Origin of the sequence: Nocardia terrae, from assembly GCF_009760405.1 — a bacterium.
Classification (GTDB): Bacteria; Actinomycetota; Actinomycetes; order Mycobacteriales; family Mycobacteriaceae; genus Nocardia; species Nocardia terrae.
Window position 1 is genome coordinate 225063 of the sequence record NZ_WRPP01000012.1, and the last position, 15717, is coordinate 240779.

General features: G+C 68.9%; 15 protein-coding genes. 3 read left to right on the forward strand and 12 right to left on the reverse strand.

Translation table 11 applies throughout. From position 1 onward, the window contains the following. Nucleotides 1-42: 42 nt before the first annotated feature. The 9 genes from hisH to GPX89_RS39375 all read right to left on the reverse strand — a co-directional run bounded on the left by hisH (nt 43) and on the right by GPX89_RS39375 (nt 7297). Complete coding sequence (gene hisH / locus GPX89_RS39335; RefSeq protein WP_328602831.1) at nt 43-681, reverse strand: imidazole glycerol phosphate synthase subunit HisH; 639 nt, start codon at nt 679-681, stop codon at nt 43-45. Next, nucleotides 678-1310: an imidazoleglycerol-phosphate dehydratase HisB gene (gene hisB / locus GPX89_RS39340; RefSeq protein ID WP_157392819.1), complete on the reverse strand. Its 633-nt coding sequence runs from the start codon at nt 1308-1310 to the stop codon at nt 678-680. The genes hisH and hisB overlap by 4 nt, the downstream gene beginning before the upstream one ends. After that, on the reverse strand, nt 1307-2437 hold the full coding sequence (locus GPX89_RS39345) for a histidinol-phosphate transaminase (protein ID WP_328602832.1): 1131 nt from the start codon (nt 2435-2437) through the stop codon (nt 1307-1309). The genes hisB and GPX89_RS39345 overlap by 4 nt, the downstream gene beginning before the upstream one ends. Continuing rightward, on the reverse strand, nt 2434-3771 hold the full coding sequence (gene hisD, locus GPX89_RS39350) for a histidinol dehydrogenase (protein ID WP_157392820.1): 1338 nt from the start codon (nt 3769-3771) through the stop codon (nt 2434-2436). The genes GPX89_RS39345 and hisD overlap by 4 nt, the downstream gene beginning before the upstream one ends. Before the next feature lie 99 nt (nt 3772-3870). Then, complete coding sequence (locus tag GPX89_RS39355; protein WP_157392821.1) at nt 3871-4590, reverse strand: DsbA family protein; 720 nt, start codon at nt 4588-4590, stop codon at nt 3871-3873. 28 nt (nt 4591-4618) lie between these two features. Continuing rightward, nucleotides 4619-5395 carry a membrane protein insertase YidC gene (yidC, locus tag GPX89_RS39360; RefSeq protein WP_157392822.1) on the reverse strand — a complete coding sequence of 259 codons (777 nt, stop codon included), beginning with the start codon at nt 5393-5395 and terminating at the stop codon, nt 4619-4621. Between the two features lie 108 nt (nt 5396-5503). Continuing rightward, entirely contained in the window at nt 5504-5800 is a 297-nt protein-coding gene (locus GPX89_RS39365) for a DUF6412 domain-containing protein (RefSeq protein WP_157392823.1), read from the reverse strand. A gap of 115 nt (nt 5801-5915) precedes the next feature. After that, nucleotides 5916-6203, reverse strand: coding sequence for a putative quinol monooxygenase (locus tag GPX89_RS39370; RefSeq protein ID WP_157392824.1), 288 nt, complete (start codon nt 6201-6203; stop codon nt 5916-5918). Nucleotides 6204-6250: 47 nt separating this feature from the next. Beyond that, nucleotides 6251-7297, reverse strand: coding sequence for an aldo/keto reductase (locus GPX89_RS39375; RefSeq protein ID WP_198347799.1), 1047 nt, complete (start codon nt 7295-7297; stop codon nt 6251-6253). 144 nt (nt 7298-7441) lie between these two features. Here GPX89_RS39375 and GPX89_RS39380 point away from each other — a divergent pair, with 144 nt between their 5' ends. After that, nucleotides 7442-8293 carry a helix-turn-helix transcriptional regulator gene (locus tag GPX89_RS39380; RefSeq protein ID WP_157392825.1) on the forward strand — a complete coding sequence of 284 codons (852 nt, stop codon included), beginning with the start codon at nt 7442-7444 and terminating at the stop codon, nt 8291-8293. Nucleotides 8294-8623: 330 nt separating this feature from the next. Here the strand turns inward: GPX89_RS39380 and GPX89_RS39385 are convergent, their stop codons facing one another. The 3 genes from GPX89_RS39385 to GPX89_RS39395 all read right to left on the reverse strand — a co-directional run bounded on the left by GPX89_RS39385 (nt 8624) and on the right by GPX89_RS39395 (nt 12367). Next, entirely contained in the window at nt 8624-10213 is a 1590-nt protein-coding gene (locus GPX89_RS39385) for a serine/threonine-protein kinase (RefSeq protein WP_328602833.1), read from the reverse strand. 267 nt (nt 10214-10480) lie between these two features. Continuing rightward, entirely contained in the window at nt 10481-11353 is an 873-nt protein-coding gene (locus GPX89_RS39390) for an arylamine N-acetyltransferase family protein (RefSeq protein ID WP_157392826.1), read from the reverse strand. A 69-nt stretch (nt 11354-11422) separates the two neighbouring features. Further along, on the reverse strand, nt 11423-12367 hold the full coding sequence (locus tag GPX89_RS39395; RefSeq protein WP_157392827.1) for an NAD-dependent epimerase/dehydratase family protein: 945 nt from the start codon (nt 12365-12367) through the stop codon (nt 11423-11425). A gap of 107 nt (nt 12368-12474) precedes the next feature. Here GPX89_RS39395 and GPX89_RS39400 point away from each other — a divergent pair, with 107 nt between their 5' ends. Both GPX89_RS39400 and GPX89_RS45695 read left to right on the forward strand, forming a co-directional pair. Further along, nucleotides 12475-14964, forward strand: coding sequence for an FtsX-like permease family protein (locus GPX89_RS39400; protein ID WP_157392828.1), 2490 nt, complete (start codon nt 12475-12477; stop codon nt 14962-14964). A gap of 56 nt (nt 14965-15020) precedes the next feature. Beyond that, the gene (locus GPX89_RS45695) at nt 15021-15464 is read left to right on the forward strand and encodes a DUF4442 domain-containing protein (protein WP_157392829.1); all 444 of its coding nucleotides are present in this window, start codon (nt 15021-15023) and stop codon (nt 15462-15464) included. The last annotated feature ends 253 nt before the right edge of the window (nt 15465-15717 follow it).

A 15717-nucleotide genomic window follows, 5' to 3' on the forward strand; every position in this document is an offset into this window, starting at 1 on the left:
AACCCCCGCCTGCGGCGGGGGTTTCGGTCGTCGCGGCGTCGATCAGATCGAATCGATCCAGTTGCGCAGCAGCTGGGCTCCGGCGTCACCGGACTTCTCGGGGTGGAACTGGGTCGCGCTCAGCGGCCCGTTCTCCACCGCAGCGAGGAACGGGACGCCGTGTTCGGCCCAGGTGAGCTTGGCCGGGGCGATCTGGCTGCCGCTGTCGGGCTCCCACGCCCAGTGCTGGGCGGCGTAGGAGTGCACGAAGTAGAAGCGGGTATCGGCGTCCATGCCCGCGAACAGCACGCTGTCCTCGGGAGCCTTCACCGTGTTCCAGCCCATGTGCGGCAGGACCGGGGCGTCCAGCCGTTCGACGGTGCCGGGCCATTCGGCGCAGCCCTCGGTCTCGACGCCGAATTCGACGCCGCGCTCGAACAGGATCTGCATGCCCACACAGATGCCGAGCACGGGGCGGCCGCCGGACAGGCGCTTGCCGATGATGCGGTCGCCGCGCACCGACAGCAGTCCGGACATGCACGCGGCGTAGGCGCCGACACCGGGGACCACGAGACCGTCTGCGTTCAAGCAGGTTTCGGGGTCGGCGGTAATGGTCACTTCCGCACCCGTACGCGCCAGGGCGCGGCTCGCGGAGTGCAGGTTGCCAGAGCCGTAGTCGAGCAGCGCGATCTTCTTGGTCACAGCGAGCCCTTCGTCGACGGGACGCCGGTGACGCGCGGGTCGTACTCGACCGCGGCGCGCAGTGCCCGGGCGACGGCCTTGTACTCGGCTTCGGTGATGTGGTGCTGGTCGCGGCCGTAGAGCACCCGCACATGCAGGGCGATGCGGGCGTTGAGCGCGATCGACTCGAAGACGTGCCGGTTGATCACGGTCGAGTAGGACGCGGTCGGCGCGACGCTGGGAATGATGGTGTGCAGCATGTGGTCCGGCTCGCCGGTGTGCACGCAGTAGGGCCGCCCGGACACGTCGACGACGGCGTGGGCGAGGGTCTCGTCCATGGGGATGAAGCAATCGCCGAAGCGGCGGATGCCCTTCTTGTCGCCCAGGGCCTGGCCCAGCGCCTGGCCGATGACGATGGCGGTGTCCTCGACGGTGTGGTGGGCCTCGATCTCGATGTCGCCCTTGGCCTGGACGGTCAGGTCGAAGCTGCCGTGCTGGCCGAAGGCGGTCAGCATGTGGTCGTAGAACGGGACGCCGGTGGAGATGTCGGTCTTGCCGGAGCCGTCCAGGTTGAGCTCCACCACGATGCTGGATTCGCGGGTGGTGCGCTCGACCCGGGCGATCCTGTCGGCGGGACGGTCGGTGGTCATCGGGCGATCAGCTCCTCGGACGCCAGTTTCGCGCTGACGCGCAGGAATTCGTCGTTCTCGGCGGCCAGGCCGATGGTGGTGCGCAGGTAGCCGGGGATGGCGACATCGCGGATGAGCACGCCCTCGTCGAGGTAGTGCTGCCAGGCGCGGGGTGCGTCGGCGAAGCGGCCGAACAGCACGAAGTTGGCGTCGGACGGGATGACCTCGTAGCCCAGCTCGGCCAGCGCCGCCATGACGCGATCGCGCTGGGCGGCCAATTCGTGGACGCTGCCCAGTGTTTCGTCGGCGTGCCGCAGGGCCGCGCGCGCGGCGGCCTGGGTGACCACGGACAGGTGGTAGGGCAGACGCACCAGCAGCATGGCGTCGATGACCGCGGGCGCGGCCACCAGGTAGCCGAGGCGCCCGCCCGCGAAGGCGAACGCCTTGGACATGGTGCGGCTGACCACCAGCTTGGTGGGGTACTTGTCGATCAGGCTGATAGCGCTGGGGGCGGAGGAGAACTCGCCGTACGCCTCGTCGACCACCACGATGCCGGGCGCGGCCTCGAGGACGCGCTCCAGGTCCGCGATCGGAATGCTGTGGCCCGTCGGGTTATTGGGGCTGGTCACGAACACCACGTCGGGCTTCTTCTCCCCCACCGACATGACCGCGTAGTCGATGTCGAGGGAGAAGTCGCCATTGCGCTTGGCTTCGATCCACTCGGTGTCGATGCCCTCGGAGATGATCGGGTGCATCGAGTAGGAGGGCACGAAACCCAGTGCGCTGCGGCCGGGTCCCCCGAAGGCCTGCAGCAGCTGCTGGAGGATCTCATTGGAGCCGTTGGCCGCCCACACGTTCGAGACATCCACCGCGACGCCGGTCTGCCGGGTCAGGTAGGCGGCCAGATCGGTGCGCAGTTCGACCGCGTCGCGATCGGGGTAGCGGTGCAGGTCCGCGGCCGCCGCGCGCACGGATTCGGCGACGTCGTCGACGAGGGCCTTGCTCGGCGGGTGCGGGTTCTCATTGGTGTTGAGCTGCACCGGAACGGTCAATTGCGGTGCGCCGTAAGGACTCTTGCCACGCAGGTTGTCGCGAATCGGCAGGTCGTCGAGCGAGATATTCGAGCCGGGGACGATCACAGTACTCACCGCAGCTCTCCGAATCGCGCCTGCACAGCCTGACCGTGCGCGGGCAGATCCTCCGCATTGGCCAGTGCCACAACGTGTCCGGAGACATCCTTCAGCGCCGCCTCGGAGTACTCGACGACGTGGATCCCGCGCAGGAAGGTCTGCACGCTCAAACCCGAAGAGTGCCGGGCACATCCGGCGGTGGGCAGCACGTGGTTGGATCCGGCGCAGTAGTCGCCCAGCGACACCGGCGACCACGCGCCGACGAACACCGCTCCGGCCGCACGGACCCGGGCGGCCACGGCGGGCGCGTCGGCGGTCTGGATCTCGAGGTGCTCGGCCGCGTAGGCGTTCACCACGCGCAGGCCCTGCGCGATGTCGTCGACCAGGACCGTGCCGGACTGCTTGCCCGACAGCGCTTCCGCGACGCGATCGTGGTGCTTGACCACGGCCATCTGCGCGGTCAGCGCCGCGTCCACCGCGTCGGCGAGCTCGACGCTGTCGGTCACCAGCACGCTGGCGGCGAGCACGTCGTGCTCGGCCTGGGAGATGAGGTCGGCGGCCACGTGCACCGGGTCGGCGGTGGCGTCGGCCAGGATCGCGATCTCGGTGGGCCCGGCCTCGGCGTCGATGCCGACCAGGCCGCGGCACAGCCGCTTGGCGGCGGTGACGTAGATATTGCCGGGTCCGGTGATCATGTCGACCGGCTCGAGCTGCGCGCCGTCGGTGTCGGTGCCGCCGTAGGACAGCAGCGCCACGGCCTGCGCACCGCCGACCGCCCACACCTCCTCGACGCCCAGCAGCTTGGCGGCGGCCAGGATGGTCGGGTGCGGCAGGCCGTCGAACTGTGCCTGCGGCGGGGAGGCGACGACGAGCGAATCCACGCCCGCGGCCTGCGCCGGAACCACGTTCATGACGACCGAGGACGGGTAGACGGCATTGCCGCCCGGCACGTACAGACCCACGCGCTCGACCGGAATCCACCGCTCGGTCACGGTGCCGCCGGGCACCACCTGGGTGGTCTTGTCGGTGCGGCGCTGATCGTTGTGCACCTTGCGGGTGCGCTCGATGGCGACCTCGAGGGCGGTGCGCACGGCCGGGTCGAGCTCAGCGAGGGCCTTGTCCAGCTCGGCGGCGGGCACCCGCACCGAGGCGGGCCGCACACCGTCGAACTTCAGGCTGAATTCCTGCGCGGCCTCGACGCCCCGATCGCGGATCGCCTCCACGACCGGCCGCACATGATGCAGCACCGAGTCCACGTCGACGCCCCCACGCGGCAGAGCCGCGCGCAGTTCGGCAGCAGTGGGAGTACGTCCGCGCAGGTCCACGCGGGCGAGCTCGATGCGGCTAGTCATAGCGCTGTGCAGTCCTTGTCTGTGCTGATTGTTCGGATCCGCAAGGCAGTCGAAACCGCTTGCGACCAGGTACCAGCCTAATGGGTGGCCGCCAGCGCTTTACTTCCCGGCCGAGGTCGCGCGCGAGATTGCCGCCCGTAAGCCGTCGGGGCCGAGGTTATCGAGGGTGGTATCGCCGACTTTCACGACGGGCACATGGGTCAGACCGGCGGTAATGGCCTTCTCACTGTGCGAGGCGACGAACCCGTTGTAGCGACCGGAATGGACGCAGTCGGCGAGGTCGGGCCCGGTGACCCCGGCGTCGGCGGCGATCTGGACGAGCCGATCGTCGGTCAGGCCGGGGCCGCCCTCGGCGGGCTGGTTCTCGAACAGCCGCTTGCTGAATTCGGGCCAGAGCGACTTGTCCGCGACGGCGACGCAGGTTCCGGCATTGGCCGCGCGGGTCGAGTAGTTGTCCTTCGACAGGCCGTTGAGCACGGCGACCGTGTCGTAGTCGGCGGAAACGGTGCCGGCGGCGACCATGTCGGTCAGCGTCGGGCCGGTGGTCGTCTCGAACTGGTGGCAGATCGGGCACTGGAAATCGGTGATGACCGTGACCACGGTGTCCGCGGTGCCGAAGTGCAGGCGGCCGTCCGCGGTGAAGACCGCCGGCGGCGCGACGTCGGCGGCGGCCTGCTGCTTGTCATGGTGCTTGTGCACGAAGTTCGCGGTGATGACCGCGATCAAGGCGACGATGACAATGACCGCGCCCACGGAAACCGGGTTGAAAATGCGGCGTTGCCCGGTCGCTCCGGCGACTTTCCGGCTGCTGCGATTCATAGATAGCCATGATATTGCTGGCCATTTTTCAGACAGTGTTCTTGGCAGGCTCCTGCCCGTAACGGGTCGCTACCAAATGTTGCTGAGCGAAGGTCCACGCGTTCTGCGTGACGAAATAGAGCAGGATGGCAATGGGCATGATCAGCCCGGCCAGCAGCGCGCCGGCGGGAAACACCCACAGTTGCACGGTGTTCATGATGCGGGCCTGGGTGGCCGCGGCGCCCTCGGCGGGCGGGGTCTGGCGGGCGATGGCCGCGCGGGCGGTGAAGTGGGTCGCGATCGCGGCGATGATCATGAGCGGAATCGCCACGGCGGCAACGGTGGTGAACGAGGAGCCCGCGGTGGACAAGGTGTCCGACAGCGGCGCGCCGAACAGCTTGGCGTCGAGGAACGAGTGCACCTGGGCGGCGTTGAAGACGTAGTTCTCGGTGTGGCCGGGCTGGAACGACCGCAGCACGTGGTAGAGGCCGACGAAGACCAGCGTCTGGCCGATGATCGGCAGGAAGCCGGTCAGCACATTGACCCCGGCCGCCTTCTGCAGTTCCTGGATGGCCAGGGCCTGCTTCTCGCGGTCGCCCGCGTGTTTGCGTTTGATCTCCTGGACCTGCGGCTGCATCTCGGCGAGCGCGCGGGAGAACCTCAATTGCGCCATGAACGGCCGGAACAGCAGCGCCCGCAGGGTCATGACGAGGAAGACGATGGCCAGCACCCAGGCCAGGCCACTGGTCGCGCCGAGGATCGACGCGAAGGCGGTGTGCCACAACCACAGGACGGCGGACACGGGGTAGTAGACGAAATCGAGCACGGGGGTACCTCGCTGCGCGTCGCCCGCGCATGCGTCGCGGGCGAATTGAATCGGGAAGGCGGAGAACCCGACTGCGCGCACGACCGTCGAAAGATCGTGCGGGCGTGGTCAGGCCGCGAGGATTCCTGGTGCCCGCGGGCGGGGACGGCCCGGCGCGTCGGGATTGCTCTGGCGCAGGAAGGTGCCCCGGCGGCGCTTGCCGGCGGATTCGGCCGGACCGGCCTGCGCGGTGGCGACCAGCAGCGGACCGCGGGCGGAGAGCACCGCGGCGGTGACCGCGACGACGGCGGCGGCGCCGAGCACGAACAGCGAATCGGGGGTGGCCGTAGCCAGATACAGCACGGCCCACGCGGAGACCACGAGCGCGCACAGCGGCAGCGCCGTCGATCGAATCCGGGTGACCATGCGGCCGACCTTACCTGTGTTCCGGGCCTGCGGCACCGTGTGTTTCGCGTCACCGGACACGACCGTGCCCCCGCGGCGAACCGCGGGGGCACGAGGATCGAGTGTTCGACCGAGACTATTCGGCGACGAGCTGCTTGATGGTCATGGGCTCGGCGAGGATTTCCCCGATGACGCCGGCGATGTGCTGGAAGTGCTCGGTGGCGAAGTGCTTCTCGAGCGCGTCCGAGTCCACCCATTCCTCGATCACGACCATGTGGCCCGGATCGTTCGGGTTGCCGAACGGCTGGTACGAGACACAGCCGGGTTCGTCCAGCGACGGCTCGATCATGGCCTCCAGCGCGGTGCGCAGCCGGTCTTCCTGTCCGGCCATGGCGCGCAGCTCGGCGATGACATGCAGGGACATCTTCTACTCCTCGAAATGTGGGACCGTTGTACAGATAGTGCCGGATCTCAGCGCCCGATCGGGCCCTCGCCCGCGCCGGTGGTGCGCAGCGCGTCGGCGATGGCGTCCAGATCGGCGGGGGTCAATTCCAGTGCGGCGCCGTCGATCCAGCCGTCGACCTGTTCGGGGGAACGCGCGCCCACGATCGCGCCGGTGACGCCGGGCCAGGTCAGGGTCCAGGCGATGGCGACCGCCGACACGGTGGTGCGGTGGGCCGCGGCGATCGGGCGCAGCGCCTCCACCAGCGCCAGGTTGGCCTCGAGTTCGGTGGTGAACTCCGGGAAGGTCTTGCGCCAGTCGTCATCCGGCAGGTTCGCGACGCGCTCGGCGGAGAACGCGCCGGTGAGCAGGCCGGAGTGCTGCGGCTGGTAGATGATGCCGCCGGTGTGATGGGCTGCGGCCCAGGCCAATTCGTCCGCGGACTGCCGCTTGATCAGCGAGAACTGCGGCTGGATGGCGTCGACGTGGGCGATGGACTCGGCGATCTCCAGTTGCGGCACATCGTGATTGGACAGGCCGATGGCGCGCACCTTGCCCTCCTGCACGAGGTCGGCCATGGTCTGCCAGTACTGCTCGAGCGGGGTGGCGAGGGCGGGGTCGACACCGTCGGGGTCGGCGAAGTCCAGCGACGCGCCGGTGTCGGGCCAGTGCACCTGGTACAGGTCGATGCGCTCGACGTCCAACCGGCGCAGCGAGTCCTCGACCTCGCGGCGCACGCTGTCGGCGGCCATGATTCGCTTCGGCGCGGCGGCGCGGTCGTTGTCGTCCCAGACCAGTCCGGCCTTGGTGAAGACGTACGGCCGGTCCGCGTCGGACAATCCGGCGATGGCCTTGCCGACCACTTCCTCGGAGTGGCCGAGGCCGTAGACGGCGGCGGTGTCGATCCAGTTCACGCCCGACTCGAGCGCGCGGCGGATGGTGGCGATGGACTCGGCGTCGTCCTGGGCGCCCCAGGTGTAGCGCCAGCCCGCGCCGCCGATCGCCCACGCGCCGAATCCGATCCGGCTGATCCGCATGTCGGTGGTGCCGAGCTGACGGGTGGGAAGGGAGGTCATGGTGTGCTCCTCGTATGTCTTTCGCCGTCCTGTGCGGCGCTGAGCACTACTTTCGTCCGGTGCAAGCGGGGTAAACAGTGCGGCGTCTGCCTGGGCACCGGATGACCAGGATTAACTCCGGGCGCATCTTGGTTTACTGAACTCATGACCCTCGACCGTCGTGCCGAACTCGGTGAATTCCTGCGCTCACGCCGTGCCCGGCTCAGCCCGGAGGAGGTGGGGCTGATCGATCACGGCGCCCGCCGCCGGGTTCCGGGCCTGCGCCGCGAGGAGCTGGCGCTGCTGGCCGGGGTGAGCGTGGATCACTATGTGCGCCTGGAGCAGGGGCGCAGCCTGCAGTTCTCCGAGTCCGTGCTGGACGCGGTGGCGCGGGCGCTGCGCCTGAATCAGGTTGAGCGCGACCATCTTTACCGTCTGGCCCGCCCGTGGTCGGGCGAGGAGCCGCCGGCCGCGCAGGAGGTGCGGCCCGGCCTGCGCCGCCTGCTGGACGCCGCGCACGACGTCCCCGCCTACATCGTGGGCCGCGGCGTGAGCGTGCTGGCCTGGAATCGCTTGGCGGCGGCCCTGATCACCGATTTCGGGGCGCTGCCGCCGGAACAGCGCGACTTCCTGCACCTGGTCTTCCTCGACGAGGGCGCGAAGGACCTCTACGAGGATTGGGACGACAAGGCCGCCGACACCGTCGCCTACCTGCGCCTGGACGCCGCCCGCAATCCCGGCGACCCGCGCATCACCGCCCTCATCGACGAAATGAACGCCGAGAGCCCGGAATTCGCCGAGCTGTGGCAGCGCCACGAGCTCAAGGACAAGACCCACGGCCGCCACATCTACCGCCACCCCATCGTCGGCGGCCTCGATCTGGGCTACGAGACCTTCCGCCTCCCCGACGATCCCGACCAGGCCCTGGTCGCCCACCACGTCGAACCCGGCTCCCCCAGCGCCGACGCCCTGCGCCTGCTGGCGAGTCTGACCGCCGAGCCCGCCACCCGGGGCTGACCCGACCCCCACGATCGCGGCACTATCGCACGACGACACCGCATCATCACGACGGGGGAGGCGGCGGTATCCCAACAACCAGGACCCCTTCGTCGTCCCGGCAGACCAGAACTCTCGTCATCCCGGCATGTTTCTCGGGCGGGATCCGCCCGACAGCACTGGTTTCCGGCCATGAGCAGGCCGGAATGACGGAGTGTCGAGCCGGAATGACGGAGTTCGCCCCACCGCGGCGACGTCACGCGGGCATGGCCGGCCGCACCGAAATGCGAAATCTGAAATGCACTGCGCCGCACCGGAATTCCGGTGCGGCGCAGTGGTCGGCTTCGGACTCTACTTGGTGTCGCTGTCGATTTCGAGGTTGCCGCCGCCCGCGTCGATCACCCGCAGGTTCAGCGACTTGTTGCCGCTCTTGGTGGTGATGCTGGCCAGCGTGATGTCCATGGAGCCATCGGAATTGGCGGTGCCGCCGTTGGTTCCGCTGATGCCGGCGTAGCTGGTCACCGGGTTCTGGCTCCAATAGCTCTGGAACGCCTGCTGACTGCCGTAGACCTGCTGGGCGGCGGGGGTCAGATGCTTCCAGGCGCCGGCGCTGTTGCCGTTGGGCAGCAAGCCGTCACAGAAGCTCTGCACCGCGTCGAGCGCGTCGCTGAAATTGACGGGCGAGACGCTCTTGGTCTGGCCGAGACCCGACGGCGCGCCCTTGGCGGTGCTCGCCGAGGGCGACACCTTGCTCGTGCTGGCGCCGCCGTTCGAGCCCGCGTTGGAGCTCGAACCCGAGTTGGACAGCAGGCCGAACGCGATGCCGCCCGCGATCACCACGACCGCGGCCAGCGCGATCCAGATCAGCTTCTTGCTCGACCGCGGTTCCTCGTAATCCACTTCGGGCGCGGGATGATTGCGCGTCGGCGGACCGGCGTTGTGCGAGGGACGCGGCGGCGGAGTGTCGAGCAGTTGCGCCTGGGGCATGGCCCCGGTCGCGATGTCGACATTGGCGGCGGAGCGGCGTTCCATCTGCCGGGTGTTCTGGCGCGGCGCGGGACGCGCGGCCTGTCCGGCGGGCGGCGCGGCCGGGCCGGCGCGGCGCGCGGCGAGCACGCGGGTGGCCTCGGCGTCGGGGCCGACCTCGGCGAATTCGGCCATGATGTCGCGCACGTCGAGCATGCTCGGCCGGTCCTCCGGCTCGAAGCTGAGCAGCGACAGCAGCAGGTCCGACAGCGGGCCGGCATTGCGCGGCTCGCTGATCTGTCCGTTGGCGGCCGCGTACAGCAGGGCCAGCGGATTCGGGTTGGTGCCGTAGGGCGGTTCGCCCTCGAGCGCGTGGAAGAGGGTGGCGCCCAAGGCGAAGACGTCGGCCGCCGGGGTCGGTTCCGCGCCGCGGGCGACCTCGGGGGCGAGGTAGGCGGCGGTGCCGGAGATGAGCCCGGTGGCGGTGAGGGTGACATCACCCTTGGACTTGGCGATGCCGAAGTCGGTGATCTTCACCGCGCCGTTGTCGCCGAGCAGGATGTTGCCCGGCTTGACATCGCGGTGCACGATTCCGGCGCGATGCGCGGCGATCAGAGCGGATGCCACCTGTTCGCCGATGCGCGCGACCTGCGGCAGCGGCAGCGTGCCCTGTGCGGACAGTACGACCGCCAGGCTCTGCGACGGCAGGTACTCCATGACCAGGCACGGGTCACCCTCGTGCTCGGTGATGTCGAACACGACAATGGCATTGGGGTGCTGGAACCGGGCCGCGTTGCGCGCCTCGCGCGCCGCACGCTGCCGGACGATGTCCTTGTCCGCATCCGACAAGCTCGGCTGCGTGATGATCTGCTTGACCGCGACGGAACGTTCGAGCCGCTGATCGACGGCTCGCCAGACGACACCTGTGCCGCCGCTACCAATCCGTTCGACCAGGCGGTAATGCCCTGCGATCACTTGGCCGGTTTCGATGGCACTACTCCGAAGTTCTCCGAGATGACTGTGACAGTGCGGTTGCCCGCGCGTTTCCCCGCACGAGTGTAGCGGGCGGCGCGCGGATCGCCGACGTCAGCGTGAGATATGAGCGAGATCTCGGTGAGATCTATGCCGCACCTCGGCGATGTTTACGTGACCGTGTACCGGTTAACGCTGGTCGGAGCATATCCATGACCAGACATAGACCAAACGGTTTGGTGCGTGTTTGCTCCCGCACACTCGCGGCGTTCAGCTACCTTTCACCGCCGCCGGCCACTCGGCGCGCACGAGTTGCGCCGCATCGGCCTCGTCGAGGTCGATGTCGAAGACCTCCGCGAGCACCTTGGGCAGCTCGGCTACCTCGAGTTCGCGAACCTCCTCCGAACCGTCCGGGTAGTTGGCGGTCCAGGTGGTGCCGTCGAGGGTGTGCTGCACCTCGGGCAGGAACCGCTCCACGAACGGGCGCATGGTGAACGGCGAACGGTCCGAGGTGGACACGTAGTGGTTGCCGACCGCGAAATCGACGCGGTACTGCGGGGTGGTCGCGAAAGTGTGCCGATCCACCCAGCCGTCCTTGCCGAACTGGTACAGCGTCCAGAGTTCGCCGCCGACCGCGTCGAGCTGCCGCTCCAGCCGGAAACGCCATGCGCCCGCGCTGAATTCACCGCGATCCGGCGCGAGCTCGACCGGTTCCAGCGGACCCCAGCCGAAACCGACGTCGCAGAGCCAGATCCGATCGTCGTCGGCCGCCTGCACCCGCAGCAGGGCGTGGGTGGCCGGGCGCAGGTTGGTCGCGCCCCGGGTGACCCGGCCCGACATGGCCGTGAACTCGAAACCGAAGCGCTCCAGCGCGGCCGCGAACAGGCCGACGTTCTCGTAGCAGTAGCCGCCGCGCCGCCGCCGGATCATCTTGTCCTGCAGGGATTCCAGATCCAGCGGGACGCCGCGGCCGAGAATGATCTCCAGATTCTCGAACGGCACGGTGGTGGTGTGGGCGCGGACCAGTTCGCGCAGCGTGGCCAGGGTGGGCGTGCGTTCGCCGGTGAAGCCGATCCGGGCCAGGTAGGCGTCGAGGTCAAGTTCCTCGCCCAGCCAGGTGTAGGTGGGGTCCACCGGTGTCATCGCTACTGCCTCCCGTTCGGTCCGTTCGTCATGATCGAACCGGACGGGGCGCGAATGTGTTCCGGCGGGCTAGGTGACGGTGTCCACCAGGGTCGGCAGGCCCTCGCGATAGGTCGGGTAGGCGGGCTTCCAGCCCAGTTCGGCGCGCGCCTTGGCATTCGAGACGCGGATGGAGAAGTCCAGCATCTGGGCGGTGGCCAGCGGGGAGGTCATGCGCATCAGGCGGGCCGGGATGCGCCGGGGCGGGCGCGCGCCGACGGTCTCGGCCATGGCCTCGAACATAGTGCCCCACGTGATGGGTTCGTCGTCGACGATGTTGTAGGCCTGGCCGCCGGTGCCCTGCTCCAACGCGGCGACGGTCGCGGCGGCGGCATCCTCGATATGGACGAAACCGATGTGGCCGGTGACCGTGTTCGGCAGTGGGAGCATGCGTACCTTCAGGGCGCGCACGAAGGTATCGGATGCGCCCGGTCCGTAGAACAGGCCGTAACGCAGGGCGATCCCGTCGATGCCGGGCGCCCGCCAGGCACTGGCTTCGGCCTCGTGCAGGGCCCCGATGATGCCGTCGTTGACGTCGCCGGGGATGCGGCCGAAGGGGTCCTGCTCGGTCACCGGTTTCAGGCCGTGGTCGCGCAGGCCGTAGCCGATGATCAGTGACTGCGTGAGATATCTACGCGCCCCGGTCCTTTGGGCCAGCTCGACCAGATGCTTGCTGCCGACCTCGCGTAAGGCGTTGGTCCGCAACAGACCCGGCGAGTGGTAGTGGGTGGGCGGCGAATAGCGGTAGGCCGTGAGCTGGTGGATCACCGCGTCCGCGGTCAGTCTCTCGGTGGCGCGCAACAGGTCCGAGCGGTCCATCACATTGGCGACCAGCGGCGTGGCCCCGAGCGCGCGAGCGACCTCCGCGCCGCGTCCGCCCCTGGTCAGGGCGTACACCTGATGCCCGGATGCCCGTAGCGCGGTGACCAGCGGCCGTCCGATCGACCCTGTCGCCCCGGCCACCACGACCTTCATAGCGCCTCACCTCGTCCTCGCTGCTCCAATTCTATCGAGCCTAATGTCTGAGACGCATTGGAGCGCAGGGGGTGGACACCGGCGTCACCGGAACTTAGCGTGAATTCATGATCGCGCTGCTGGACCGGCTGCGGCTGTTCACCATGCGCGAGTTCACCACGCACTGGGGGCGGACCGCGGCGTCGATCGTCGTCTTGACCGTGTGCTCGGCGTTCCTGGTGGCCGTCATCGGCATCTCGGGCTCGCTCACCGGATCCATCCAGCGCTTGACCGCCGGGCTGGCGGGCAATGCGGCACTGGAGATTTCGGGGGTCACCGACGCGGGGTTCCCGCAGCGGGTGGCGGCCGATGTGGCCACCGTGCCCGGGGTGGCGGCGGCCGTCCCGATGCTGCGGGCCAGTGCCGGGCCGGATTCGGATCGGCTGCTGGTGCTGGGCGTGGATTCGTCCAGTGCCGCGCTGGACAGCGATCTGAAGGGTGCGGTGCGCGGTGACGAGCTCGCGAGCCTGCTGCGCGTGCCGAACGGCGTATTCGCCGGGGCCGGAACGGGATTCGAGAAAGGGCAGCAGGTCCAGCTGGGGCCGATGCGGGTCACCGTCGCGGCGGTATTGAGCGGCGGGCGGCTCGCGCAGCTCAATGGCGGACACTATCTGGTGGCGCCGCTGCCGTTGGCGCAGCGGATCACCAACCGGGTCGGGCAACTGGATTCGGTGCTGATCGTGGCGCAGCCGAATGCCGATCGGGCGCAGTTGACTTCGGCGGTCACGGCGGCGGTCGCCGGACGCGCGGTGGTCGGCACGCCGAGTGCGCGGGCCGCGCAGACCGGCAACGGGATCGTGATGGTGCGGTTCATCGCGTCCATGGGTACGGGCCTGGCGTTCGTGGTGTCGGCGTTCCTGATCTACAACACCATGAGCATGGCGCTGGCCGGGCGGCGGCCGGTGATCTCCATGCTGCGGGCCATCGGGGCTCGACGGCAGACCATCGTGCGGGATGTGCTCGCGGAGGCGGTCGCGCTGGGGGTCATCGGCGGGCTGCTCGGGGCGGGGCTGGGTGTGCTGGCCGGGCGGTATGCGATCAGCCTGCTGCCGGGTGCGTTCGCGCAGGTGATGGATGCTCGGCTGCAATACATACTGCCCGGGTACGCGATTCCGGTCGCGGTGGTGGCGGCGACGGTGACCAATGTGGCGGCCTCGGCGGTGGCCGCGCGGCAGGTGTATCGGGTGAATCCGGTGGAGGCGCTGGCGCCGGTCGGCGCGTCGCGGGTCGATGTGGTGCCGGTGTTGTTGCGGGTGGCCGCGGCGGTCGGCGGGGCCGTGCTGGTGGCGGGCGCGATCCTGGTCCAGCGCGCGCACCTGGGTCTGTTCGCCGCCGCCGCACTGGGTTTCGCGCTCGGCGCGGAGATCCTGCTCGCCTTCGCGTGCACCGGGCCGATCGTGCGGCTGGCGGCGGCCTTCGCCCGGCGGCTGGGTTCGGCCGGTGTGCTGGCCGGGGTGAACATCGATCGGGCGCCGCGCCGCGTCTGGGCGACGCTCATGACGGTCACCATCGCGGTCGGCATGACCATCACCATTACCGGCGCGAATACCGATGCCACCCGCTCGGCCCGCGAAACTTTCGCCTCCCTCGGCGACAACGACGCCTGGGTGGCGCTCAGCGCCGAGGACATGACCCCCACCACCCTGCTCCCCGACGACATCGTGCGACGGGTCGCGACCGTGCCCGGCATCGGCCGCACGGTCCAGGGCCAGCTCGCCTTCGCCTCCCTCGGCGGCACCAAAGCCCTTGTCTACGGCGTGGATCCGGGCAGCAACTACTCCATGTTCCATTCCCTCGGCCCCGACACCCAGCGCCGCCTGCTCGCCGGCGAGGGCATCGTCCTGTCCCGCGATCTGGCTCGCGCCCTGAAGGTTTCGACCGGCGACACCCTCATGATGCAGACCCCGAGCGGCGAACAACGCACCCGCGTACTCGAAACGGTCTCCTACTTCTCCGCTCTGGCGGGCACCGCCGCGATGAGCCTCACCCTCATGCGCGACTGGTTCCAGCGTCCCGGCTCCACCACCCTCCAAATAGACGCTGCCCCTGGAGTAGACCCGCACCGACTGATCTCCGACATCCGGGCGGCACTCCCGCCGGAAGTCCACGTCTACAGCGGCCCCGCCGCCCTCGACGGCATCAGCCACGCCATGCAGGAGGGCCTGGTCCTGTCGCGGATCATGCTGGTGATCGTCGCTTTCATCGCCGCCATGGCGCTACTGAACACCCTCACCCTGGCGCTCCTGGAACGCCGCCGCGAACTCGGCATCCTCCGAGCCGTCGGTTCCAGCCGCCGCTTCGCCCTCCGCATGGTCCTGGCCGAAGCCGCCGCCATCGGCGTCATCGGCGCCGCCCTGGGCGTCGCCTTCGGCCTGACCGACCAATTCTTCTACTCCCTCCTGGCCACCGACATGCTCGGCATCGACGTCCACTTCCGCCCCGGCCCCCCACTGGCCGTATTCACCCTCGCCGCACTGGCTCTGAGCCTCCTCGGCTCCATTCCCCCCGCCCTCCGCGCCGCCCGCCTCAATATCGTCGACGCCGTCAGCGCCGACTGAACACATACCCGACTGACCGGGTTGGGCAATTGCGAAGAAGATTGGGAGACAAACCAATGCGAAAACCCTCCTCCGCGGCGCCCCCGCTTCGATCGTGGCCGCTAGCGCAGTCAGCGCCCGGTCCGCCTGCAACTGGTACCCGGGCGCTGCCGTCAACCCAACCGTCCAGCAACAACCCCAACCGTGCCGCCTTCGGCGGCACCCTGTACTCGATGACGGATCCCTTCTTCGGGATCATGGCCTACGGGCGGCTCGGCCGCGACTATCGCGTGTGGAACACCGTCGGAAGTATCGAATTCCTCGCGCCGGGCAGGGGAACGGTCACCGCGACGATGCACCTCCCACGACAACAGGTAGATGCGATCCGGGACACGACGCACTCCGGCGCCAAATCCATCACCGACCACACCGCCGAGATCCTGGACGAAACCGGCACGCTCGTAGCCCGGGCCACCCAGAAACTCTACGTGCGCCATTTGCGGCGCCAGGCGGTCGATTGATCAGCGCGTAGCACCGGCAGCCGGTTCTGCTGCTGTGCAGCGAATTTCGGTCGTGACGGGCATTAGCGAGCATTGCCGCGAAAGGGCCGCAGGAGTTGATCATGGGCCTGAACGTGCACTGAGGCAGTGGAATTGGGAGAAAGCCGCCGGTCGGCGACGGATAACGCATGAATAGGCCCACTGATCCGAGATTGGTGGGCGGGTGCGGGGGTAGGTGGGTATCGTCGGGGTCGTAGGCGTGGGTTGCGCTTGA

What these genes read in the sequence shown, in the direction of transcription:
- GPX89_RS39370 (WP_157392824.1), bottom strand. Translation starts at nt 6,203, where the DNA reads ATGTCCCTGCATGTCATCGCCGAGCTGCGCGCCATGGCCGGACAGGAA.
- GPX89_RS39400 (WP_157392828.1), top strand. Translation starts at nt 12,475, where the DNA reads ATGATCGCGCTGCTGGACCGGCTGCGGCTGTTCACCATGCGCGAGTTC.
- hisD (WP_157392820.1), bottom strand. Translation starts at nt 3,771, where the DNA reads ATGACTAGCCGCATCGAGCTCGCCCGCGTGGACCTGCGCGGACGTACT.
- GPX89_RS39375 (WP_198347799.1), bottom strand. Translation starts at nt 7,297, where the DNA reads ATGACCTCCCTTCCCACCCGTCAGCTCGGCACCACCGACATGCGGATC.
- GPX89_RS39380 (WP_157392825.1), top strand. Translation starts at nt 7,442, where the DNA reads ATGACCCTCGACCGTCGTGCCGAACTCGGTGAATTCCTGCGCTCACGC.
- GPX89_RS39390 (WP_157392826.1), bottom strand. Translation starts at nt 11,353, where the DNA reads ATGACACCGGTGGACCCCACCTACACCTGGCTGGGCGAGGAACTTGAC.
- GPX89_RS39395 (WP_157392827.1), bottom strand. Translation starts at nt 12,367, where the DNA reads ATGAAGGTCGTGGTGGCCGGGGCGACAGGGTCGATCGGACGGCCGCTG.
- GPX89_RS39365 (WP_157392823.1), bottom strand. Translation starts at nt 5,800, where the DNA reads ATGGTCACCCGGATTCGATCGACGGCGCTGCCGCTGTGCGCGCTCGTG.
- GPX89_RS39355 (WP_157392821.1), bottom strand. Translation starts at nt 4,590, where the DNA reads ATGAATCGCAGCAGCCGGAAAGTCGCCGGAGCGACCGGGCAACGCCGC.
- GPX89_RS45695 (WP_157392829.1), top strand. Translation starts at nt 15,021, where the DNA reads ATGCGAAAACCCTCCTCCGCGGCGCCCCCGCTTCGATCGTGGCCGCTA.
- hisB (WP_157392819.1), bottom strand. Translation starts at nt 1,310, where the DNA reads ATGACCACCGACCGTCCCGCCGACAGGATCGCCCGGGTCGAGCGCACC.